Below are 21,556 nucleotides of genomic sequence, written 5' to 3'. Positions count from 1 at the left end.
CGCCGTATCCGGCATGACCGCACCGTCCACGGCTGCACGCCGCCCGGCGCGGCGTCGCTGGATCGGCCTCGCCTTCGCCGCTCCCGCCATCCTTCTACTGCTGGGCATATACATCCTGCCGATGGCGGCGCTCGGCCTGTTTTCCGTCACAGACTATCAGCTCGGCGCGCTGTCCTTCGATTTCGTCGGTCTTCGCAACTTCGCGGCTGCCTTCTCCGATCCCGTCTTCATGCGCGCCATGGGCAACACGCTTCTGTACGCACTGCTCGTGATACCCTTCGGGGTCGGCCTCGGCCTCGGGGCGGCGCTGCTGGTGGACGGCACGAAGGGCAGCCGACCGTTCTGGGAAGTCGCCTATTTCCTGCCCGTGACGGCCACCCTGGTAGCCATGGCAACCGTCTGGCAGTTCCTGCTGCACCCCTCGCTGGGGCCGGTCAACGCGGCGATCCGGGCACTGGGGTTCGAGCCGGTCTACTTCCTGTCCAACCCCGTGCTGCTGATACCGACGCTGGCGCTGATCGGCATCTGGCAGGTGCTCGGTTTCAACATGGTGCTGTTTCTGGCGGGGCTGACGAACATCCCGCGGGATCTTTACGAGGCCGCACGGCTGGACGGCGCGAAAAGCCCGGTGGACCGGTTCCTGACGGTGACATGGCCGATGCTGGGGCCGATCACGATGTTCGTCGTGGTCACCACCTCCATATCCGCGCTCAAGGTGTTCGAAACCGTCGCCGTGCTGACGAAGGGGCGGTCGGGCTCGGAGACGGTTCTCTATGCGCTGTACCTGGAAGGCTTCGAGTACTCCAACACCGGCTATGCCGCGGCGCTGACGCTGATCTTCCTGGCGCTGGTCCTCGTGCTGTCCATCGGCCAGACGCTCTCGATGGACCGGAAGGTGCACTACTGATGACCCGCTCCGGCCAGCTCCTTCGCGTTTTCATCCTGGCTGCCGGCGCGGCCGTCATGCTCCTGCCCTTCTACTGGATGGTCCTGACCTCGCTGCGCTCGCCGGCCGAGATCTTCGATGTCTCGCTGTGGCCGACCGTCTCGCCTCCGGATGCCGCGGACAATTATGCGCGCGCCGCGTCGCAGGTGCCGATGGCGCGCTTCATGCTCAACGGCGCGATCGTCTGCCTCGGCATTCTCGCGGTTCAGGTGCTGACGGCGGTGCCGGCGGCCTATGCGTTGGCGAAGCTGCCGTTCCCCGGACGGCGGCTTCTGATGACGCTGGTCATCGCCGCCCTGTGCATTCCGATGCAGGCGCTGGCGCTGCCGCTCTTCGTCGGTCTGGCGATGGCGCAGATGCTGAACAGCTATTTCGCGATGATGCTGCCCTTCTTCCTGTCGGTCTTCGCCATCTTCCTGTTCCGACAGGCGTTCCGCAGCTATCCGGACGAGATCATCGAGGCGGCCCGCATGGACGGGTTCTCCGAAATGGAGATCTGCTGGCGGCTGGTGCTGCGCGGCGCGCTGCCGTCGCTCGCGGCCTTCTCCGTCTTTTCGGTCGTCGCGCACTGGAACGACCTCTACTGGCCGATGATCGTCGTATCGGACACCAATCTCGCGCCGCCGCCGCTGGGCATGCTGTTTTTCTCGGATGTCGAATCCGGGGCCAATTACGGCGCCCTGATGGCCGGCGCCACCCTCATCACCGCCCCCATGGTCGTCTGCTTCCTCATGGCGCGGCGGCACTTCATCGCCGGGATCACCATGACCGGCGTCAAGTAACCGGAAGCCGGAAAACCGTCCGGCTCATCGACAGGAGATTTTCAGATGTCGCTTCCCACCCGCATCGTGGCCGGCGCGCTCGCGCTTGGCCTCGCGCTTCCGGGCATCGCCCGCGCCGAGACGGTGGAGTTGCAGGTTCTTTACAACCTGCCCGGCTTCACCAAGTTCCACCAGCCGCTGGCCGACCAGTTCATGGAGGCCAACCCGGACATCAGGATCAACTTCCTCGCGCCCGCTGCCGGTTACAACGAGGGACAGCAGCAGGTGCTGCGCGCCGCCGTCACCGGCAACCTGCCGGACGTCTATTTTTCCGGCTACAACCTGACGGCCGAGCTGGTCGGCGCCCTGGCGCCCCGTTCACAGATCACCGATCTCGCACCTTTCATCGAGGCCGAGGGCGGACAGGCGTTCCTGGACGCGAACTACACGCCGAAGATGGCGGCGCTGGGCCAGATCGACGGCAAGCAGTACGGCCTCCCGGTCAACGCATCGTCGCCGATCATCTACGTCAACGCCGATCTGGTGCGGCAGGCGGGCGGCGATCCGGAAAACATGCCGGACACGTTCGACGGCCTTGTCGAACTGGCCGCGAAGATCGATGCGCTGGACCCGCGCTATGCCGGCATGGGCTACGATATCGGCGGCTGGCCGGACGACTGGTTGTGGCAGGCGCTGATCGTCCAGCAGGGCGGAGACCTCGTCGATCCGCAGACCGGCACCGTCGCCTTCGACGGCGAAACCGGATTGAACGCGATGAAGCTGGTGCGCCGCTTCGTGACGGAAGGCGGCCAGGAGATGCTGGACTGGGATCAGTCCCGCCAGCAGTTCGGGGCCGGGCTGACGGGCTTCATCTTTTCCACCCCCGCCCATGTCCAGACCATCGAGGGACTCGTCGGCGAGCGGTTCGAGCTGACCACCGCCACCTTCCCCCTGGAGAACAAGGACACGGGCGGCGTGCCGACCGGGGGGAACTCGGCCGTCATCCTGACGCAGGACCCGGAGCGCCAGCAGGCCGCATGGAAATATCTGAAGTGGATCACCGGTCCCGAGGCGCAGAACCAGATCGTGCGCATCACGGGCTATCTGCCGACCAACAAGCGCGCGACCGGGCCGGACTACCTCGCCCCCTTCTACGCCGAGAATCCGAACATCGAGACGGCATCGCTGCAGGCGGACCGCTCGCTGCCCTGGGCCGGCTATCCGGGCGGTGACTCCGTTCGCATCTGGCGCACGCAACGCGACATCATCGGCACGGTGATGCGCGGCGAGGTGACGCCCGAAGACGGCCTGAAAGAGATCGTCGAGCAGACGAACGCCCTGATGAAGTAACCCCCGGGACGGGGCCGGGCGCGGGCGGCCATGCCACCCGCGCCCCATTTCGGAAAGACAATGCCTTGAAGATTATCCAGATCACCGACACGCATCTCGTTCGGCCCGGCCGCGTCGTCAACGGAGTGGATCCGGAGCGGCAGCTGCGCCGTGCGCTGGAGGACGTCCTCGCGCGTCATGCCGATGCCGACCTTCTCGTCGTCACGGGCGACCTGTGCAACGACGGCGAGCCGGAAGCCTATGCGCTCCTGCGCGAGATCCTGTCGCCGGCGCCGTTCCCCGTGCGCCTGTTGCTCGGCAATCACGATCGCCGGCCGGCTTTCGTCGACGCCTTCCCCGACCATCCCGTGGACGCCAAAGGCTATGTCCAGTCGAGCATCGACACCGATCATGGCCGGCTGCTGTTCCTGGATAGCCATGAAGCAGGCACGATCGGCGGCATCTACGGGGCGGACCGGCGCGCCTGGCTGGATGATGCGCTCGCCGGGGCGGGAGCGCTTCCCGTTACCGTCTTCGTCCACCATCCGCCCATGCATGACGGGCTGGCCCATTTCCGGCATATCGGCCTGCATGACGACGGAGCCCTGCTGGCGCGCCTTGCCGCGCATGACGGCGGCGTCCGCCACGTCGTGTTCGGCCATATCCACGTGCCTATGGCCGGCACGACGGCCTGCGGCATCGCCTTCAGCTCCGGACAATCCTGCGCGCATCGCTTCATCACCGATATCGACGCGCCCGACCCGTGGTGGACAGGCGGCAACCCTTGCTACCGGATCCTCATGCTGGACAAGTACGGATTCCGGGCCTATGCCGCCGAAGTCGGAGAGGCGCGCCTTGCCCGGGCGGAAATCTGCGACGGCCCCTGACGTTCAGAGACCGTAATAGATGTAGATCGCCGCGCAGGTCGCGATGCCGACCACGATGTTCATCGGAATGCCGATCCATGCGAAATCCGTGAAGCGGTAATTGCCCGCGCCGTAGACGAGCGTATTGGTCTGGTATCCGATGGGCGTGGCGAAGCTGGCACTGGCGGCGAACATGACCGCCACGACCAGCGGGCGCGGATCCACTCCCAGCTCGACCCCGAGGCCGATGACGATGGGCGTCATCACCACGGCTACGGCGTTGTTGGTGATGATTTCCGTCAGCGTGGACGCCAGCAGATAGACCGCGACGAGCAGCATGAAGGGCGAAAGGCCCGCAAGGTATGGCGCCAGCGTCGTGACGATCAGTTCGAGCGCGCCGGCGCGCTGCAGGCCGAGCCCGATGATGAGCATCGAGAAGATCAATACGAGGATGCCGCCGTCGATGGCCCCCCACGCCTCCTTGCTGTCGATGCAGCGCAGAAGCAGGATGGCGACCACCCCCAGCATGGCCAGAAGGCCGATATCGAAAACCCCCATGGCCGCCAGTGCGACGACGCCCAGAAGGGCGGCGACGGCGATGGGCGCCTTCGAGCGGCGGTAGGCGCGGCCGCTCGTGCGGTCCACCGATACGAGGATGCCCTGCTGGCTCAGCGCGTCCAGCCCCGAGGGTGGACCTTCCAGCAGAAGGCGATCGGCCGCGCGCAGGCGCGACGAGCGCAAATCCTTGCCCGCCGTATGATTGTGCCGGTGGATGCCGACGATCCGCACGCCGAAACGGCTGCCGATGGCCAGTTCGTCGATCCGCCGGCCGACGATGGTCTGCTGCGGGGCAAGCACCGCTTCCACCACGGCCCTGTCCTCGCCCGCTGCCGCTGCGGCGGGCAGGCCGACGGCGAGGTGCCTGGACTCGGCCAGCGTGAGGAGCTCGGAGGCGGTCGCGGTGACGATCAGCCGGTCGCCCTTGCGCAGGGTCTGGGCATCGGTTTCCTTGCGCAGCACGTCGCCGCCGCGCTTCAGCCCCAGGATCCTGAGATTGGGCAGCTTGAACAGCTTGAGGCTGCCCAATGCATCCTTGCCGAGATCGGATGCGTCCGTGACGGAGAGTTCGGACAGGAAGGTCACTTCCCCGCCGTCCATCGCCGTGCCCTCGTCGGGCCGGTTCGGCAGCAGGGCGCGGCCCGACACGAGCAGCAAGGCGAGGCCGCTGAGCGCGGTCACGATGCCGACCGGCGTGATCTCGAAGATGGAGAAGGGCTCCAGCCCGCTCTCTCGGGCGACGCCGTCGACCAGAAGGTTGGTGGATGTGCCGATGAGGGTCAGCGTGCCGGCCAGGATCGTCAAATAGGATACCGGGATCAGAAGCAGCGTCGAGGCGATCTCGAACCGGCGTGCGATACGCACCGCCATGGGAATGAGGATCAGCACCAGCGGCGTGTTGTTGATGAAGCCGCCGACGAGAAGGATGCAGGCGGCCAGGCCGCCGATGGCGAACGCCGGACGGCTGCCGGCAAAATCCAGGATGGCGCCCACGGCCCGCTCCAGCACGCCCGTACGCACCAGCGCGCCCGTCATGACGAACATGGCGGCTATGGTCAGCGGCGCCGGGTTGGCGAAGACGCCGAACGTCTCGGCGGGTGTGACGAAACCAAGCAGCAGGAATGCCGACGCGCCGGCCGCTGCCGTCACCTCGGGCGGATAACGCTCGAAGGCGAAGCCGATGAAGGTCAGAAGCATGATGCCGAGCGCGATGAAGGCCGCGTAGGCCGAGACGAGAGATGCGAGCATGGGTTACGGCGCTGCCGACATGAACAGGAAGACGAAGAAGATCACCAGGTGGACGCCGCCCTGGAGAATCGTGGTGCGGCCGGTGGCCAGCGTGATCGTACCGATGATGAGGGTGAGCACGATCTGGACGATGTGATCGCCTTCGAGACCCAGAGTGATCGGCCTGTCGGTGACGATGGAGACGATGGCGACGGCGGGAATGCTCAGTCCGATACTGGCGAGCGCCGAGCCCAGGGCCAGGTTGAGGCTCGTCTGGATACGGTTGGCGCGCGCCGCGCGAAAGGCGGTCGTGCCCTCCGGAAGCAGGACGACCGCGGCGATCAGCACGCCGATCAGTTCCGGATTGAGGCCGGCCGACAGGACCGCCGCACTGACGACGGGCGTCAGATCCTCTGCCAGAAGCACGACCATGAGAAGGGACAGGAACAGAAGGCCCAGGCTCGCCAGGGCCCGGCCGCCGGTGGGCGTCTCGTGCGGCTCGGCCTCGACCACGTCGGTGAAGTAGTTGCGATGGCGCACCGTCTGCACGAACAGGAACAGGCCGTACAAGGTCAGCGACACCACCGCCACGAAGCCGAGCTGCATGGTCGAATAGGACGGGCCCGGCGTCGCCACGGTGAAGTTGGGCAGGATCAGGGTCAGCGTCGCGAGCGTACCGAGAACGCCCAGCGCCGCCGCCGCCCCCGCGGTATGGAACTCCTGCTCCTTGTGCAGGATGCCTCCGGTCAGAAGGCACAGGCCGACGACGCCGTTCAGCACGATCATCATGGTGGCGAAGACAGTGTCGCGCGCGATCTCGCTGCCGCCGACACTGGCCGAAAGCATGATCGAAACGATCAGCGAAACCTCGATCAGCGTGACCGAACCGGCCAGGAGCACCGAGCCGAACGGCTCGCCGATCTTCAGCGAAAGCACCTCGGCATGCTCGACCGCCGCAAAGACCGAGCCGACGAGAAACAGCCCCGCAAGGCCGACGAAGAGGCTCGAGCTTTCCGAGACCAGATGGGCCGCATGCGCCAGCAGCAGCAGGACCGCGCCCGCGACGAAGAAAAACGAGCGGCCCGGGACGAGGCGCGAGACAGTCGGTGCGTGCATCGATGATCCGGAACGGGCCGTTGCGACGAGACCCGTCCGGCGCACATGCCGGGCCGGGTCCCGCAAGCAGTGTCCGTTGGGCACGCCCCGTGTCAAGCCGCCATGGCCGGCCACAAGACGCTTCCGAAACTTGCAACCTGTGATATTCGGGCGACCGATAAGGAAAACGAAGAACGGGAGGGACGAAATGGTTCAGGCACGGATCAGCCGTCGCGGCCTACTGGCCATGACGGCGGCGCAACTGGCGCTGACGGGGCTGATGGGCCCTCGCGCGATGGCGGCGGGGCTTCCAGCCGGCGCGTTGACGCTGGTGGTTCCCTTTCCGCCCGGCGGCACGCTGGATATCGCCGCCCGTCTTCTGGCCCGGCAGCTGGAAACGGCCTTCGGCCAGACCGTGCTCGTCGACAACAGGCCCGGGGCCGGTGGCAATATCGGCGCCGACTTCGTGGCCGAAAGCACGCCCGACGGCGCCACCCTGCTGATGGGTGCCACGTCCACGCATGGGATCAATGTCAGCCTGTTTCCCGACATGCCGTTCGACCCGGTGTCGGACTTCGCTCCCGTCGCTCTCGTCGGCAGGACGCCGAATGTGCTGGTGGTGCGGGAAGAGGCCGGCATCGATACGCTGGAGGGCTTCGTGGAGCGTCTTCGGCAGGAGCCGGGGCTTGGTATCTACTCGTCCGGCTCCAACGGAAGCGCGGGGCATCTGGCGGGGGAACTCTTCGCGCAGAAGGTCGGTCTCGAGCTGACCCATGTTCCCTACCAGGGCTCGGCTGCGGCACTTCAGGCGGTTCTGTCGGGGGAAGTCGGCTTCATGTTCGACAATCTGTCGTCCGCGTCGAGCCATATCGATTCGGGCGTGCTGCGCCCGCTCGCGGTGACGACGAAGGAGCGCTCTTCCTTCCTGCCGGGTGTGCCTTCGATGGCGGAAAAGGGGTTCGAGGAATTCGACCTGACCACCTGGTTCGGCGTGCTGGCGCCGGCCGGCACGCCGGAAGCGGCCATCGCGCGGCTGAATGCGGCGATCAGCGAGGCGATGGCGCAGCCGAAGATCGTCGAGGCGCTGGCAACGCAGCGCACCGAGGCGGCCGCAGGCAGCCCGCAGGATTTTGCCGATTTCATCGCGGCGGAGATTGCGCGCTACAAGGCCATCATAGACGGCGCGAACCTGTCTCTCCAGTAGCGCCGTCGTCACACCAGGTCAGGATGCTGCGGCCGCTCGTGACGTCGGCCACGAGCCGTTCCGCCCCGGCCCGCGCGGCCACGGGTATCGCGACCTGGATCACGGCGCCGTGCGCGGTGAACTCCTGGCCGCTCGTCTCCAGCCCCGGAATGGCGGTCAGCCGCGCCGTCAGGATGGCCAGGTCGCCGAATTCGCAGGCGATCCGGGCGGGTGCGAGGTCGAGGCACTGCAGCTTTTCCGCTTCGCGAAGGCATTGTGCCGCGGCTCCGCCATAGGCTCGTACGAGGCCGCCGCCGCCCAGCAAGATGCCGCCGAACCAACGGATCACGACCACGGCCACCCTGTCGAGGTTCTGCCCGTCGATCGCCTGCAGGATCGGCTTGCCCGCCGTGCCGCCCGGTTCTCCGTCATCGTCGAAGCGGTAGGCCTGCCCGATGCGCCATGCCGAGCAATTATGGGTCGCCGCCCTATCCGAATGGGCGGCAATGAAGGCCTTTGCCTCGTTTTCGTCGCGCACTGGCCCGGCGACCGCCAGGAAGCGGCTCTTGCGGACCTCCGTCCGCGCCATGGCGATGGCGGCGAGGGTGAAACTGTCTGACATTTGCATCGCAAGCGAAAGTGAATTCGGCGCCGGGTTTTCGCCCGGTCGGGCCACCTTATATGGCCGCCTCCATCGAATTTGGAGGCCCGACGGGCGGGCCGCGATGGAAAGACAAAGGGAAAGCGCCTTGCAGAAACGACATGTTCGTATCGGAACGGGTATCGCCACGGTTCTTCTCGCAACCGCTGCGTTTGCGGAGCAACGTCCGGAGTACGGCGCGATGCTGGAGGGGTTCGAGTATCCGTTCGAGCTGCGTGAGCACACGCTGGAAACGCAGGGCCAGACCCTGTCCATGGCCTATATGGATGTCAGGCCGGACGGCGAGGGAAACGGAGAAACCGTCGTTCTCCTGCATGGCAAGAATTTCTGTGGCGCGACGTGGCAGCCGACGATCGATGTCCTGTTGGACGCGGGCTACCGCGTGGTTGCACCCGACCAGATCGGTTTCTGCAAATCGTCCAAGCCGGAAGGCTACCAGTTCAGCTTTCACCAGCTGGCCGCCAACACGAACTCGCTGCTCGACGAGCTCGAAATACAGGACGCCATCCTGGTGGGCCACTCGATGGGCGGAATGCTGGCCGCGCGCTACGCCTTGTCCTATCCCGACGATCTGTCGCGCCTCGTCCTCGTCAATCCGATCGGTCTCGAGGACTGGCAGGCCGAGGGAGTACCCTATGCGACGATCGACGCGCTCCATGAAACCGAGCGCAAGACAAACTTCGAATCCATCAAGGCCTACCAGCAGGACATCTACTACAATGGCGACTGGCGGGCCGAATACGACGCGCCCGTGGAGATGCTGGCCGGCATGTATGCAGGCCCCGACGGAGACCTTGTCGCGCTGAACCAGGCGCAGACCTCGGACATGGTCTTCACCCAGCCGGTCGTGCATGAGTTTGCGAACCTCGATGTGCCGACCGTACTGATGATCGGTATGCTCGACCGTACCGCGCCGGGTGCCGCACGCGCGGCGCCCGAAGTGGCGGAGCGGCTCGGCAACTATGCCGAACTCGGCAGGAGTGCCGCCGCGGCCATTCCGCAGGCGGATCTGATCGAATTCGACGATCTCGGCCATTCGCCGCAGATGGAGGCGCCGGAGCGTTTCCACGAGAGCCTCCTGCGCGCCATCGACTGATGGCCGGCGTCGCCCCGCCGCTCGGCGGGGCGACCACCGCTCGAACGGCGGGTCAGAGACTGGCGGGAATGAATATCGTGGGGCGTTCCGGCAACGTCCGGAGGGAAAGGTCCAGCACGTCGCCCTCGAGCCTTCGAACCTCGAAGGCATCTCGCATGCGCCCGGTAAACGAATCCATGGACGTGGCATTGCGGTGCATCGGCAAGACCACGGAGGACGACAGACGCCGCGTGATCGTTTCCATGTTGGCGAGCGAAGATGTCAGCCCGCCGTCCACCGGCACCATGACCACGTCCAGCCGGCCGATCCTGGCGTAGTGGTCGTTGGTGAGTTCGTGGTGGAGATGGCCGAGATGGCCGATGCACAGGCCGGCGACCTCGAAGATGAAGATGGAGTTGGCGTCCGGCTCGGAGGCGCCCCATCGGCGGATGTCCGTCGTGACGTTGCGTATCGTGACATCGTCCACGGCAAGGCCATGGCGTGCCGGTCCGGACTCCCCCCAACCCTTCAGGACATGTTCTATGCCGGGATCGGGCGTCTCGGTGTAGTGCGTCCTGTGCGCCTTGTTCATGGTGACGATGCGGGGCAGGGGCGTGCTGCCGAAGAAGCCCGAATAGTCCGTGGCGATGGTCACGCCGCCGGGCGTCTCGATCCGGTATGTCGAATGGCCGGCATAGGCGATGCGCACCGTGCCCTCGACCGCCCGCACCGGCACGTAGGCCACGTTGAGGGCCTTCGGCATGGCGGACGCCATCGCAAGGCAGGACGAAGCGACCGGTGGCGGGTCGCTCGACTGGGCGACGGCCTGCGCCACCGTTGCCGCCAGCATCGTCAGGCAAAGAAGAACCGGGCGCATCATCGGCATGGCCTTCCACTGTTCGGGTCCTGGAAGATAGCCATCGCCCATCCGGGAAAACCAGCCCCCGCGACATCCTGCCCGCCAGTTCAGCGTGACGCATATTTGCGCAGCTACCTTGACAGATTCCCCAACTAGCAACACGATGATCGCAATGCAATCTAAATAATCGCACAGCGATTAAGTTGGGAGCCGATGGAGCGCAAGGACCGCCTCTTCGTGGAATCTCTGGAACGTGGCTTCGAGGTGCTGCGTGCCTTCGACGGACATGAAAGCCTGGGCCTTGCCGAGATTGCCGAAAAGGCGGGTATCACGCGGAGCGCGGCCCAGCGGTTCACCCATACGCTGGAGATCCTGGGCTTCGTGCGGCGCGACGCGGCGCGACGCTGGCGGCTGACGCCGCGCACGCTCGAATTCGGAACCTACTACCTTGCGGCAGACCCCCTGATCGCCCAGGCGACGCCACATCTGGTGGATCTCAACAATGACTGCGGAGAGACGGTCAACCTGTCGCGTCCGGATGCGCTCGACATGGTTTTCCTGGGCCGGTTCACGGCCAATCGCCGCTCCTTCATCCACATGCCGCAGGGCATGCGCATCCCGATGTATTGCGGCGCCACGGGCAGGGCCTACCTGGCGACCCTACCGCGCGAGGCGGCGCTGGACATGGTGGAGCGCTCGTCGCGGCGCGTCTTCACGCCGGGCACGCAGACCGATCCGGCCCGCATCATGGAGGCCGTCGACATCGCGCGGGAACGGGGCTTCGCCACGGCCGCCGAGCAGTTCTACGTGGGCGATCTCAACATCGCCTGCGCCATAGTCGGCGCGGACGGCGCCGGCCTCGGCGCCGTGAACATTTCCTGCCCGACGAGCCGCTGGAGCATGGCGGACATGGAGCGCGAGCTGGCGCCCCGTCTTATCGAGACGGTCGGCTTCATTTCGTCCGTTCCGGCGGCGCGGGCCGACAGCGGAATTCACCACAGCGAAAGGAACCAGTCATGAAACTGCAGGCATTCTTCGCAGGCGCGGCCATGCTCGCCATCGGTTCGTTGCAACCGGCCATGGCTGAGACGCTGACCGTCGGGTCCACGCCGACCGGCGTTCCATTCACCTTCCTCGACATCCAGACCAACGAGATCGAGGGCATGATGGTGGATCTCGTCCGGGCGGTGGGAGAAGAAGCGGGCTTCGACGTGGCCGTGCAGCCGGTGGATTTCGGCTCGCTGATCCCCTCGCTCACCTCCGGCCGCATCGACATCATCGCCGCCGCCATGATCGCCACCGACGCCCGTCGCGAGGTGATCGACTTTTCCCAGGAAGTGATGCCCTACGGCGAGGGCGTCGTGGTGCCCGCCGGCTTCGAGGGCGCCATCTCCCCCGCCTTCGAGGAGTTGCGCGGCGAGGTGATCGGCGTCCAGCAGGGCACGACCTACCTGGATCGGCTGCAGTCCATGGACGTGTTCGGCGAAGTCCGTGTCTACGACTCGCTCGCCGATATCCTGAACGAGGTGAACCGTGGTCGGATCGCCGCGGGCATGGGCGACAAGCCGATCCTGGCCTATCAACTGTCGCAGGGCCGGTTTCCCGAGGTGAAGATGGCCGACTACGAGAGCCAGCAGACCGGATCGGTCGGGCTGGGCGTGCGCAAGGACGACAAGGCGCTCCTGGAGCGCATCGACGCCGCACTCGCCACGCTCAAGGAAAACGGCACGGTGGACGAGCTTGCCGCCAAATGGGGCCTGAAGTGAGCGCCGGCCAGGCCGCGAGGCGCTGAGCGATGGGCGCGTTCTGGCAGAATTCCGGGCAGTATCTGCCCATCCTGATGGAGGGCGTGGCGATCACCGTCACGCTCACCCTTGCGGCGCTGGTCATATCGACCTTGCTCGGGCTTGTCTGGGCCCTGATGCGCTACTCCGGCATCTGGCCGCTGGTGCTGATCTCCAAGACGGTGGTCAACACCGTTCGCGGCATCCCCATCCTGGTACAGCTATTCTACATCTACTTCGTGCTGCCGGAGTTCGGCATCGACCTGTCGGCCTTCCAGGCCGGCGCCATCGGCCTCGGCATCGCCTATTCCTGCTACATGGCCGAAAACTTCCGGGCCGGGCTGGAAGCCATAGACAAGGGGCAGATCGAGGCGGCGCATTCCATCGGCATGAAATGGTCGCTGATGATGCGGCGCGTCGTGCTGCCCCAGGCGCTGCGCACCGTGTTGCCGCCCTACGGCAACACGATGATCATGCTGCTCAAGGATACGTCCCAGGCGTCCGTGATCACCGTCGCGGAACTGACGATGAAGGGAAAGCTCGTTGCCTCGGCCACCTTCGACAACATGACGGTCTACACGCTCGTGGCGCTTCTGTACCTGGCCCTGTCCGTGCCGCTGATCGTGCTGGCGTCCTATCTCGAGCGGAGGTTCGGCACGCGATGATCCGGCTTCAGAACATCCACAAGCGGTTCGGCAATCTCGAGGTCCTGAAAGGGATCGACGGGGAAATCCGGCAAGGCGAGGTGGTCTGCCTGATCGGCGCCTCGGGCTCCGGAAAGTCCACGCTGCTTCGCTGCATCAACGGGCTGGAAAGCTACGAAAGCGGTCTCATCACGGTCGACGGCATGACCGTGGATCGCAAGTCGCCATCCATCCGCGAGATCCGCACATCCGTGACCATGGTCTTCCAGCGCTTCAACCTGTTTCCGCATCGCACGGCGCTGGAGAACGTCACCGAAGGCCCGATCTACGTGAAGGGCGAGAACCGCAAGGCGGCGGAAGAGCATGGGCGCGCCCTCCTGGAGCGGATGGGGCTGGCGGCGAAGGCCGGCAGCTACCCCGCCGCCCTGTCGGGCGGGCAGCAGCAGCGCGTGGCCATCGCGCGGTCTCTTGCCATGCGCCCGAAGGCGATCCTGTTCGACGAACCGACCTCGGCGCTCGACCCGGAACTGGTGGGCGAGGTGCTGGCCGCCATGCGCGACCTGGCCGACGAGGGCATGACCATGCTGGTCGTGACGCATGAAATGGCCTTCGCCCGGGAGGTCGGGGATCGCGTCCTCTTCATGGACGGCGGACTGATCGTGGAGGAAGGACCGGCCAGCCGGGTGCTGACCGATCCGCAGCATGAGCGCACGCGCGATTTCCTTCGCCGGGTGCTGGACAAGTAGCAGGTGGAACAGTGACCGAACTTCGACTTACCGCGTCGCTCTGGGCGGCGACGGCCGCCGCCGCCCCACAGACGGCGCCCCTCGATGCCGACATTCGCGTGGACGTCGCCGTCATCGGCGGCGGATTCGCCGGCCTGTCCACCGCGATCCACCTAGCGAAGGCCGAGCGCAGCGTGCAGGTTCTGGAGGCGGGCGACCTCGGCTTCGGCGCGTCCGGCCGAAGCGGTGGCCAGGTCATCCCGGGCATAAAGTACGATCCCGACCAACTGGCGACGATGTTCGGCCCGCAGGCCGGACGAAGGGCCGCGCTGGCATTCGGGTCCACCGCGGCCAAGGTGTTCGAACTCATCGACGAATTCGGCATCGACTGCGACGACACGCGCGCAGGCTGGGTGCAGCCGGCCCATTCCAGGGCCGCCGAGGCGGGAGCGCTGGACAGATGCCGGCAATGGCGTGCGCTCGGCGCCGATGTGGATGCGCTGAGCCGCGAGGACGTCGCGGCGCTTCTCGGCACCACGCGCTATCACGCCGGCTGGATCGACCGTCGCGGCGGCAGCGTGCAGCCGCTTTCCTACACGCGCGGGCTGGCGCGCGCGGCGCTCGGCCTGGGGGCGGCCATCGCCACCCGCACGAAGGCGCAGGGGCTCGAAGGCCGGTCCGGCCGGTGGGTGGTGGCGACCGAGCGCGGGCCGACCGTCACCGCCGACCGCGTCGTCGTGTGCACCAACGCCTATACGGACGGGCTCTGGCCGGGCCTGTCGCGCACCATCATCGCGGCCAACAGCTTCCAAGTGGCCACGGCGCCCCTGTCCGGCAATCTCGACAAGGCCGTCCTGAAGGGCGGGGTCGTCGCATCCGATACGCGAAAGCTGCTGTCCTATTTCCGGCGCGACCGCGAGGGGCGCTTCGTCATGGGCGGGCGCGGCACCTTCGCCGAGCCGTCCGGGCCGGGCGACTACGCCCATGTGGAGCGGATGATCCGCCTTGCCTATCCCATGCTGGCCGAGCAGCCCATCCAGTACCGCTGGGGCGGGCGGGTCGCCATCACGCAGGACTTCCTGCCGCACCTGCACGAGCCGGAGAAGGGGTTGCTGTTCCAGCTCGGTTGCCAAGGCCGCGGCGTGGGGCTGCAGAGCAAGATGGGGGAATGGATCGCCGATTACGTCCGCACGGGCGATCCGGCGGCTTTGCCGCTACCCGTCACCCGGATCGCGCCGATACCGCTGCATGGGTTGCGCCGGCTCTATGTTTCCGCAACCTTGGCTTACTACAAGGCGATGGATCTCGTTCATTGATCCGAGGCGACGAGGGGTAAGTCGAGGCCGTGTTCTGGCTGGGTTGGCGCAAGGGGATGGTGCGGCGCTCGCGGGCGCTGCTGGCCTCGCGGCGCATATGGCGCATGCGGCTTGTGTTCTGGTCGGGCGCACTTGCCATCGGTCTCGTGGCGACCGGGTTCGCCTTCGCATCCGACGCAGCACAGCATCTTTTCTTCCGGGCGACGGATCCGCGAACCGGCCTTTGGTGGCTCCCGCTTCTGCTGACGCCGGCGGGCTTCGTCGCCTGCGCGGTCATTGCAGAACGGTTCTTTCCCGGCTCGCAGGGCAGCGGCATTCCGCAGGCCATGGCGGCCCGTCGGCTGGGGGGCGCGCGCGCTTCACCTACCTCACGATCCGCATCGCGGTGGGCAAGTTCGTCCTGACCGTCATGGGGCTTCTGTGCGGCGCCTCCATCGGGCGGGAGGGCCCCACCGTCCAGATCGGCGCGGCGCTGATGATGCTGTCGGCGCGGCTGGGCGGGATGTCCTATGCGCGGGGGCTGATCCTCGCCGGATCGGCCGCCGGCATCGCCGCCGCCTTCAACACCCCGCTGGCCGGCATCGTCTTCGCCATCGAGGAGCTCGGCCGCGCCTATAGCGCCCGCACCAACGGGCTGGTTCTGTCGGCCGTGATCATCGCCGGCATCGCCTCCCTCGCGCTGGTCGGCAACTACACCTACTTCGGTGTCTCGGATGCGGTGGCGATGTTCCCGTCCGACTGGCCCCTGGTGATCCTGTCCGGCATCTGCGGCGGCATGCTAGGCGCGGCCTTCAGCATCGCGACCCTGTCTCTGACCCGGCGCATCAGGCGCTGGCGCTCGGTACCCAGCCGCTGGAAGGCCGCTGCCGTTGCCGGCGCCGCCGGCCTCGTGGTGGCCATCGTCGGGGTTGCCGCCGGCGGCGCCACCTTCGGCACGAGCTACGAGATCGCGCGCGGCGGCGTCGAGGGCGAGAGCCTCCCCGCCTTGTTCTTCGCGGCGAAATTCGTGGCGACGCTCGCCTCGACCGTCTCGGGCATACCCGGGGGGCTCTTCGCCCCGTCGCTCGCCGTCGGAAGCGGCCTCGGCAGCACCATCGGCTGGATTCTCGGCTCGCCGCCCGGGCTGGCCGCCATCCTGGGCATGGCGGGCTATTTCGCCGGCGTTGTCCAGGCGCCGATGACGGCCTTCATCATCGTGCTGGAGATGACCGGCAACCAGACGAACGTGATCGCCATCATGACGGCTTCGATGATCGGCTACGGAGTTTCGCGGCTGATCGCGCCGGAACCGCTTTATCACGGCCTGGCCCGCCTGTGGCTGGCCGACGCGCTGCGCGAGCGTCGGCATCAGGAGAAACCGGGGAATTGATCCAACGCAAAGCCCGTCCGCCATATCTACCCTAGATAGTTCTCGTCACGCCGGTCGGCCGGCGCCAACAGCATGAAGGACGAGACGATATGACGATCGAAGGTAAGAAGGTTCTGGTAACGGGCGCGGCCCGCGGCATCGGCCGGGGCATCGCACTGCGGCTGGCGCGTGACGGCGCAGATCTGTGCCTGGTCGACCTGAAGGCGGAGACGCTCGGCGATACGGCAAGGGAAGTGGAGGCGGTGGGGCGCAAGGCCACCGTGTTCGCCGCCGACGTTAGCGACAGGGATGCCGTCTATGGCGCCGTCGACCATGCCGAACGCGAGCTCGGCGGGTTCGACGTGATGATCAACAATGCCGGCATCGCGCAGGTGCAGCCGCTGGCCGAAGTGACGCCGGAAGAAGTCCAGAAGATATTCCGCATCAATGTGGACGGGGTCCTCTGGGGCATCCAGGCTGCCGCCGCCAAGTTCCAGCAGCGTGGTCACAAGGGAAAGATCGTCAATGCCTCGTCGATTGCAGGCCATGACGGCTTCGCGATGTTGGGCGTCTACTCGGCAACCAAGTTCGCCGTGCGGGCGCTTACTCAGGCCGCCGCCAAGGAATATGCCAGCGCCGGCATCACCGTGAACGCGTATTGCCCCGGCATCGTCGGAACGGACATGTGGGTGGAGATCGACGAGCGCTTTTCGCAGCTGACGGGCGCCCCCAAGGGCGAGACCTACAAGAAATATGTCGAGGGGATCGCCCTCGGCCGCGCCCAGACGCCGGAAGATGTCGCGGCCCTCGTTTCCTTCCTGTCGGGGCCGGACAGCGATTACATAACCGGCCAGGCGATCCTGACCGATGGCGGCATCGTCTATCGTTGAACGAAACGTGGCGGCGCCCCGGCCGGGGCACCGCCACGCATGGCGATGTCGCCGCTCAGAAGCGGTAGGAGAATGTGGCGCGGGCGCTATGGTCGTCCGCACCGTCGCCGAACTGTCCGCCATAGGAGACGTTCAGGCTGGCGTCCGGCGACAGGTCCATGCCGAGCCCGACCTCGACGACGGCCGAATCCCTCGCGATCTGCGCTCCTGCCACTGTGAAGGGGAGGCCCTCCGCAAAGGCGAAGGTGGAAACCGGCGTCCTGTCGTCGAAGGCGTGGCGCCATCCCAGCATGCCGTCCAGCGTTACCGTCCGGCTGCCGACGACGACGTCCGTCGACGCCCGAAGACCCAGGGTGGAGAAGGTCGTGTCGGTGCTGCCGCCGCCACCAGACAAGGCCGCGGCGCCGCCGCTTTCGCCGAACCCGTCGACGTCGAGGTTGACGTAGGCGATCCCCGCGAACGGCTCGAAGGCCACGTTGCCGGCCCGCATCGCATAGCCGGCTTCGCCGAACACCTGCACCGTACCGGCGTCGTAATCGGCCGAGAGCGCATCGATGAAACCGCCGAAGGCTACCGAGCGGCTGGCTTCCACTTCGTGCCAGGTATAGGCGATGCCGCCACGAAGGCCGAAGCCATGCACCCGCGTGCCGCCGTAGAGTCCGAGGTGATAGCTGTCCGCATCCGCGGATGAGGACAGGTCGTCGACATCGAAGCTCGACCGGCTGTAGCCGGCCAGGATGCCGAGCCGAACGGCATCGGTGACGAAGCCGTCGAGGCCGGCGACGAAGCCGCCGGTATCGCGGTCGAGCTTGCCGGACGTGCCGTTGGCGTCTGTCGTACCCCAGGAGCCGAACACGCGGCCCCAGGCGGCGGGCTCCGGCGCGAAGCCCGTCGGCTGCGCGGATTCCCAGGGGCCGGACGTGCTGGAAACCGAGGACGGACCGGCGAAGGCCGCGCGGATGCGATCGGTTGCGGCATCGCGGATCAGGCGGCTGTCCTCGATCAGGCCGGAACGGACGGAGGCATGGACCTCGCCCGACAGGCCGGCGAACGCGGCGCGTGCATCGTCCACCGTGCCGAATGCCACGGTGCGGCCGAGCGTTCCTCCGATCGGCAGGCTTTCCAGCGCGTTGGCGACGGCGCGCTGGTTGCCGCCTTCGGCCACCGAGGCATAGGCCACGCCGTTACGCTGGATCGTCAGGTCGACGGAGGTTGCGTCGTAGGACAGCAACGGCGACACGAACGCGTAGCTCTCGGAGAAGGAAACGCCCTCGAACTGCGTTCCGCCCAGGCTTGCGGCCGTCAGGATCGTATAGGGCGTGCCGACCAGATAACCTCCGAGCGGGCTGACGGACACGGACCCGGCAAGCGAGGCCGTCCCGCCCACGGCGACAAGATCGGACGCGCCCGTGGCATCGATCTCCACTTCATAGACGTGGCCGGGCGCCAGCGTAAGGTCGCCTCCGATGGTGACGATCCCGATGGAATTGCCCGGCGTGATCGTCCCGGCGCTGGCAAGGTTGCCGGCGATGCTCCAGTTGCCGCCCATGACGGATTGCTGCCCGACCACGACGTCGCCCTGGACCTCGATGGGGGTCTGGATGCTGCCGCCGGTGGTGCGTGCACCGGCCTGCAGGCCGACATTGCCGGCGATGACGCCTCCGGCACTGCTGAATGCGATCGTGGAACCGTTGCCGTTGAGGTCTCCGTTGACCACCGCCCGCTCGGTAAAGTCCACCTGGCCGCCGGCTGCGGTATTGAAGGTATCGACACCGCGCAAAATACCCGTCCAGCGGGCGTTTTCGCGCAGGTTTACGATCGTCCGGCCGCTCGTCTTCGTACCGTCGTCGACGATGTCGCCGGCCGATGTCGAGCCGGACTGAAGGTTCAGCGTCACGATGCCTGCTGCACCGGCAATGTCGCGCTCGACCTGCATGAGCGTGCCGTTGTTCTCGGTTGCGACGGTGCCGGCGCCAAGCGTGACGGTGGCTTCGCCCTGACCGGCCAGGACGCCGATCGTCGCCGCATTGCCGGCCGAGAGCGCCGCTCCGTTGGCGACGATCGAGCCGCTGCCCAGGACCGCGAGCGCCGTCGCGCCGGCCCCCGTGGTGCGGATGCTGCCGCCATCGATGAGGATCGAGCCGCCCTCGCCGGCGACGGCGCCTGCCGCGTCGTCGCCTGCGGTGACGACGGCCACGTTGGAGGCGGAGATAGTGCCGCCCGTGGTGGCCTCGTCATTATTGGCGATCAGGCCGAAGGCGAATGCGCCGCGCGTCTCGATGCTGCCGCCGGACAGCGCAATGGACGAATCGGATTCCGCAAAGGCGCCGAAGCCCAGCATGCCTTCCGTGACGATGGTGGCCTGCCCGGAGATCGCGCCGCCGTCTATGGCGTGCAACCCATAAGCCTGTGCACCGCCCGTGCGGATGTTCGCGCCGGTCAGCACGACGCTCGACCCGTCCTGTCCTCCGGTGCCGTTGGTGGTGCCGAGGCCGGACTGGACGCCGTGCGCGGACGTGCCGGTGGTCACGATGTCGGCGCCGCTGGTTACCGTGGATCCACGTCCCGCCAGGATGCCGTAACCTCTCTGCCCTGTCGTGGCGATCGTGCCGCCGGCCAGGGTGATCGCCCCTCCGCGATCCGCGAAGGCGCCATAGGCCGAAGCGCCTGACGTCGTGACATCGATCGTGCCGGAGTAGGTCTGTCCGGCGCCGGTTATCCTCAAGGGATCGGTAGCCTGCTGCGCCTGCGCGACGCCGGTGGCGCAAAGGCCGATCACCAGCAACGATGCCGATTGCGCCAGACCCCGTCTGCCGCCGAATAAAACATTACCTATCATTGATTGCGCGTCCCCTCGCCAATACCACAAATTACAACCGACGGTTACAAATCGGATGATTGTAGAAGCAATCAAATGATGCGTGATCCATATCGTTTCCGATGAAACGATGTAAAATCGCCACGGTGCCGCTCGACCTGTCGACACATTTTGAAACCTGATTCGCGGCGCGTCGCCTGCTATGACGGAATGGAAGGGATGGCTGGACAGCCTCCACCGGGAAAAAGTCATGTTGCAGCGTCTCGATCCACTCGATCTCCCACAGTCGACGCGGCCGCGCCGCGCCCGGCCGGGCCGGCGCCGACGCGGGCTGGCGCTCGTCGCCTTCGTCTGCCTGGCCGCCGCCGCGGCGATCTGGTTCTTCGGGCAGGAGCGTAATGCAGCGCCCGTCTATCGTTTCGCTCCCGTCACGCGCGGTGCGGTGGAAGATACCGTTGCCGCGGTGGGCGTCCTCGCGCCGATCCGATCCGTCGATGTCGGCGCGCAGATTTCAGGTCAGCTGAAGGCCGTCCACGTGGCCGTCGGCGACCGTGTCGAGGAGGGCCAGCTTCTGGCCGAGATGGATCCCGCCATCTACGAGTACACGGTGGAGGCGACGCAGGCGCAGATCGCCAACCTCGAAGCCCAGGTGGTCAATGCGCAGGCGCAGCTCGTTCTGGCGGGGCAGACCTTGACGCGGCAGGAGACGCTGCGCCGCGCCAACACATCGGCCGCCAGCGACTATGACGCGGCCGTTGCCGCCGTTGCCGCCGCGAAGGGGGCGCTCGACAGCCTCGACGCCCAGTTGCGCGAGCGCCGCTCCGACCTGCGGCGGGCCGAGACGAACCTCGGTTACACGAAGATCTATTCGCCGCTGACCGGAACCGTCGTTTCCCAGACCTCCGAGCAGGGACAGACGCTGGCCGCCACGCAGACCGCGCCGGTGATCGTTACGGTAGCCGACCTGTCGACCATGACGGTCGAGGCCAAGGTTTCGGAGGCCGACATCGCGCGGCTGACGCCGGGCATGAAGGGCTGGTTCACCACGCTGGGTGGCGACGACAAGCGCTGGGAAGGCACGTTGCGGTTGATCGAGCCGACGCCGGAGGTCGAAAACAACGTCGTCCTCTACAAGGCGCTCTTCGATGTCCCCAATCCGGATGGGCGGCTGATGATAACGATGACGGCGCAGGCCTTCTTCGTCGTCGCCGAAGCGCAAGACGTGCTGACCGTGCCCGCCGCCGCCATCCGGAACGGCCGCGAGGGCAGCGTTGTGCAGGTGCGGCAGGGCGACGGCACCGTGGAGCGGCGGGCGGTGGAGACCGGACTGGCGACGCGCGCCGTGGTCGAGATCCGCTCCGGCCTGGACGAGGGCGACGAGGTGGTGGTGTCGAGCGACGGCGCCCCCCCGGGCGCGCCCCGATCCCAGTCCCAGCGGCGCGGGCCCGGCGGCCCGCCGATCTTCTGAGCG

General features: G+C 66.7%; 18 protein-coding genes and 1 pseudogene. 14 read left to right on the top strand and 5 right to left on the bottom strand.

Features of this window, described 5'->3' with window-relative positions:
• Positions 1-13 precede the first annotated feature (13 nt).
• The 4 genes from NDN16_RS01620 (at position 14) to NDN16_RS01605 (ending at position 3,923) form a co-directional block, all read left to right on the top strand.
• On the top strand, positions 14-907 hold the full coding sequence (locus NDN16_RS01620; protein ID WP_251112083.1) for a carbohydrate ABC transporter permease: 894 nt from the start codon (positions 14-16) through the stop codon (positions 905-907).
• The gene (locus NDN16_RS01615; RefSeq protein WP_251111864.1) at positions 907-1,728 is read left to right on the top strand and encodes a carbohydrate ABC transporter permease; all 822 of its coding nucleotides are present in this window, start codon (positions 907-909) and stop codon (positions 1,726-1,728) included. Before NDN16_RS01620 ends, NDN16_RS01615 begins: the two co-directional genes overlap by 1 nt.
• A 45-nt stretch (positions 1,729-1,773) precedes the next feature.
• Positions 1,774-3,057 (top strand): ABC transporter substrate-binding protein, encoded by a 1,284-nt coding sequence (locus tag NDN16_RS01610; protein WP_251111863.1) that lies wholly within the window; start codon positions 1,774-1,776, stop codon positions 3,055-3,057.
• A gap of 65 nt (positions 3,058-3,122) precedes the next feature.
• The gene (locus tag NDN16_RS01605; protein ID WP_251111862.1) at positions 3,123-3,923 is read left to right on the top strand and encodes a phosphodiesterase; all 801 of its coding nucleotides are present in this window, start codon (positions 3,123-3,125) and stop codon (positions 3,921-3,923) included.
• 3 nt (positions 3,924-3,926) lie between these two features.
• Here the strand turns inward: NDN16_RS01605 and NDN16_RS01600 are convergent, their stop codons facing one another.
• Positions 3,927-5,708 carry an SLC13 family permease gene (locus tag NDN16_RS01600; RefSeq protein WP_251111861.1) on the bottom strand — a complete coding sequence of 594 codons (1,782 nt, stop codon included), beginning with the start codon at positions 5,706-5,708 and terminating at the stop codon, positions 3,927-3,929.
• A gap of 3 nt (positions 5,709-5,711) precedes the next feature.
• Entirely contained in the window at positions 5,712-6,803 is a 1,092-nt protein-coding gene (locus NDN16_RS01595) for a calcium:proton antiporter (protein ID WP_251111860.1), read from the bottom strand.
• A 187-nt stretch (positions 6,804-6,990) separates the two neighbouring features.
• Between NDN16_RS01595 and NDN16_RS01590 the strand changes: the two genes are divergently transcribed.
• On the top strand, positions 6,991-7,986 hold the full coding sequence (locus tag NDN16_RS01590) for a Bug family tripartite tricarboxylate transporter substrate binding protein (protein ID WP_251111859.1): 996 nt from the start codon (positions 6,991-6,993) through the stop codon (positions 7,984-7,986).
• On the opposite strand, the gene NDN16_RS01585 is transcribed toward NDN16_RS01590, so the two are convergent.
• Entirely contained in the window at positions 7,955-8,587 is a 633-nt protein-coding gene (locus tag NDN16_RS01585; protein ID WP_251111858.1) for an IMPACT family protein, read from the bottom strand. The genes NDN16_RS01590 and NDN16_RS01585 overlap by 32 nt on opposite strands.
• 127 nt (positions 8,588-8,714) lie before the next feature.
• Between NDN16_RS01585 and NDN16_RS01580 the strand changes: the two genes are divergently transcribed.
• A complete protein-coding gene (locus tag NDN16_RS01580; RefSeq protein WP_251111857.1) occupies positions 8,715-9,722 on the top strand; it encodes an alpha/beta fold hydrolase in 1,008 nt (335 codons plus the stop codon).
• Between the two features lie 52 nt (positions 9,723-9,774).
• Here the strand turns inward: NDN16_RS01580 and NDN16_RS01575 are convergent, their stop codons facing one another.
• On the bottom strand, positions 9,775-10,581 hold the full coding sequence (locus NDN16_RS01575; protein ID WP_251112082.1) for an MBL fold metallo-hydrolase: 807 nt from the start codon (positions 10,579-10,581) through the stop codon (positions 9,775-9,777).
• A gap of 192 nt (positions 10,582-10,773) precedes the next feature.
• On the opposite strand from NDN16_RS01575, the gene NDN16_RS01570 reads away from it, so the two are divergent.
• From NDN16_RS01570 to NDN16_RS01540, 7 genes and pseudogenes are all read left to right on the top strand, one after another.
• On the top strand, positions 10,774-11,580 hold the full coding sequence (locus tag NDN16_RS01570) for an IclR family transcriptional regulator (RefSeq protein WP_251111856.1): 807 nt from the start codon (positions 10,774-10,776) through the stop codon (positions 11,578-11,580).
• Complete coding sequence (locus tag NDN16_RS01565) at positions 11,577-12,326, top strand: ABC transporter substrate-binding protein (protein ID WP_251111855.1); 750 nt, start codon at positions 11,577-11,579, stop codon at positions 12,324-12,326. Before NDN16_RS01570 ends, NDN16_RS01565 begins: the two co-directional genes overlap by 4 nt.
• A 29-nt stretch (positions 12,327-12,355) precedes the next feature.
• Positions 12,356-13,009 (top strand): amino acid ABC transporter permease, encoded by a 654-nt coding sequence (locus tag NDN16_RS01560; protein ID WP_251111854.1) that lies wholly within the window; start codon positions 12,356-12,358, stop codon positions 13,007-13,009.
• Positions 13,006-13,734 carry an amino acid ABC transporter ATP-binding protein gene (locus NDN16_RS01555; RefSeq protein ID WP_251111853.1) on the top strand — a complete coding sequence of 243 codons (729 nt, stop codon included), beginning with the start codon at positions 13,006-13,008 and terminating at the stop codon, positions 13,732-13,734. Before NDN16_RS01560 ends, NDN16_RS01555 begins: the two co-directional genes overlap by 4 nt.
• Positions 13,735-13,745: 11 nt before the next feature.
• Entirely contained in the window at positions 13,746-15,029 is a 1,284-nt protein-coding gene (locus NDN16_RS01550) for an NAD(P)/FAD-dependent oxidoreductase (RefSeq protein WP_251111852.1), read from the top strand.
• 56 nt (positions 15,030-15,085) lie between these two features.
• A pseudogene (locus tag NDN16_RS01545) lies at positions 15,086-16,398 on the top strand (chloride channel protein).
• An 89-nt stretch (positions 16,399-16,487) separates the two neighbouring features.
• Positions 16,488-17,267 (top strand): acetoin reductase, encoded by a 780-nt coding sequence (locus NDN16_RS01540; protein WP_251111851.1) that lies wholly within the window; start codon positions 16,488-16,490, stop codon positions 17,265-17,267.
• A 55-nt stretch (positions 17,268-17,322) separates the two neighbouring features.
• Here the strand turns inward: NDN16_RS01540 and NDN16_RS01535 are convergent, their stop codons facing one another.
• On the bottom strand, positions 17,323-20,106 hold the full coding sequence (locus NDN16_RS01535; protein ID WP_251111850.1) for an autotransporter outer membrane beta-barrel domain-containing protein: 2,784 nt from the start codon (positions 20,104-20,106) through the stop codon (positions 17,323-17,325).
• 229 nt (positions 20,107-20,335) lie between these two features.
• Here NDN16_RS01535 and NDN16_RS01530 point away from each other — a divergent pair, with 229 nt between their 5' ends.
• The gene (locus NDN16_RS01530) at positions 20,336-21,553 is read left to right on the top strand and encodes an efflux RND transporter periplasmic adaptor subunit (protein ID WP_251111849.1); all 1,218 of its coding nucleotides are present in this window, start codon (positions 20,336-20,338) and stop codon (positions 21,551-21,553) included.
• Positions 21,554-21,556: the final 3 nt, after the last annotated feature.

Source organism: Aureimonas altamirensis (assembly GCF_023702225.1).
In the GTDB taxonomy this organism is placed as follows: domain Bacteria; phylum Pseudomonadota; class Alphaproteobacteria; order Rhizobiales; family Rhizobiaceae; genus Aureimonas; species Aureimonas altamirensis_B.
This window is presented reverse-complemented; position numbering and strand designations above follow the sequence as displayed.

Excerpts from the sequence above, each read along its gene's own strand:
- NDN16_RS01540 (WP_251111851.1), top strand. The coding sequence starts at position 16,488 with ATGACGATCGAAGGTAAGAAGGTTCTGGTAACGGGCGCGGCCCGCGGC.
- NDN16_RS01620 (WP_251112083.1), top strand. The coding sequence starts at position 14 with ATGACCGCACCGTCCACGGCTGCACGCCGCCCGGCGCGGCGTCGCTGG.
- NDN16_RS01530 (WP_251111849.1), top strand. The coding sequence starts at position 20,336 with ATGTTGCAGCGTCTCGATCCACTCGATCTCCCACAGTCGACGCGGCCG.
- NDN16_RS01615 (WP_251111864.1), top strand. The coding sequence starts at position 907 with ATGACCCGCTCCGGCCAGCTCCTTCGCGTTTTCATCCTGGCTGCCGGC.
- NDN16_RS01570 (WP_251111856.1), top strand. The coding sequence starts at position 10,774 with ATGGAGCGCAAGGACCGCCTCTTCGTGGAATCTCTGGAACGTGGCTTC.
- NDN16_RS01595 (WP_251111860.1), bottom strand. The coding sequence starts at position 6,803 with ATGCACGCACCGACTGTCTCGCGCCTCGTCCCGGGCCGCTCGTTTTTC.
- NDN16_RS01560 (WP_251111854.1), top strand. The coding sequence starts at position 12,356 with ATGGGCGCGTTCTGGCAGAATTCCGGGCAGTATCTGCCCATCCTGATG.
- NDN16_RS01565 (WP_251111855.1), top strand. The coding sequence starts at position 11,577 with ATGAAACTGCAGGCATTCTTCGCAGGCGCGGCCATGCTCGCCATCGGT.
- NDN16_RS01585 (WP_251111858.1), bottom strand. The coding sequence starts at position 8,587 with ATGTCAGACAGTTTCACCCTCGCCGCCATCGCCATGGCGCGGACGGAG.
- NDN16_RS01555 (WP_251111853.1), top strand. The coding sequence starts at position 13,006 with ATGATCCGGCTTCAGAACATCCACAAGCGGTTCGGCAATCTCGAGGTC.
- NDN16_RS01600 (WP_251111861.1), bottom strand. The coding sequence starts at position 5,708 with ATGCTCGCATCTCTCGTCTCGGCCTACGCGGCCTTCATCGCGCTCGGC.
- NDN16_RS01610 (WP_251111863.1), top strand. The coding sequence starts at position 1,774 with ATGTCGCTTCCCACCCGCATCGTGGCCGGCGCGCTCGCGCTTGGCCTC.
- NDN16_RS01535 (WP_251111850.1), bottom strand. The coding sequence starts at position 20,106 with ATGATAGGTAATGTTTTATTCGGCGGCAGACGGGGTCTGGCGCAATCG.
- NDN16_RS01575 (WP_251112082.1), bottom strand. The coding sequence starts at position 10,581 with ATGATGCGCCCGGTTCTTCTTTGCCTGACGATGCTGGCGGCAACGGTG.
- NDN16_RS01590 (WP_251111859.1), top strand. The coding sequence starts at position 6,991 with ATGGTTCAGGCACGGATCAGCCGTCGCGGCCTACTGGCCATGACGGCG.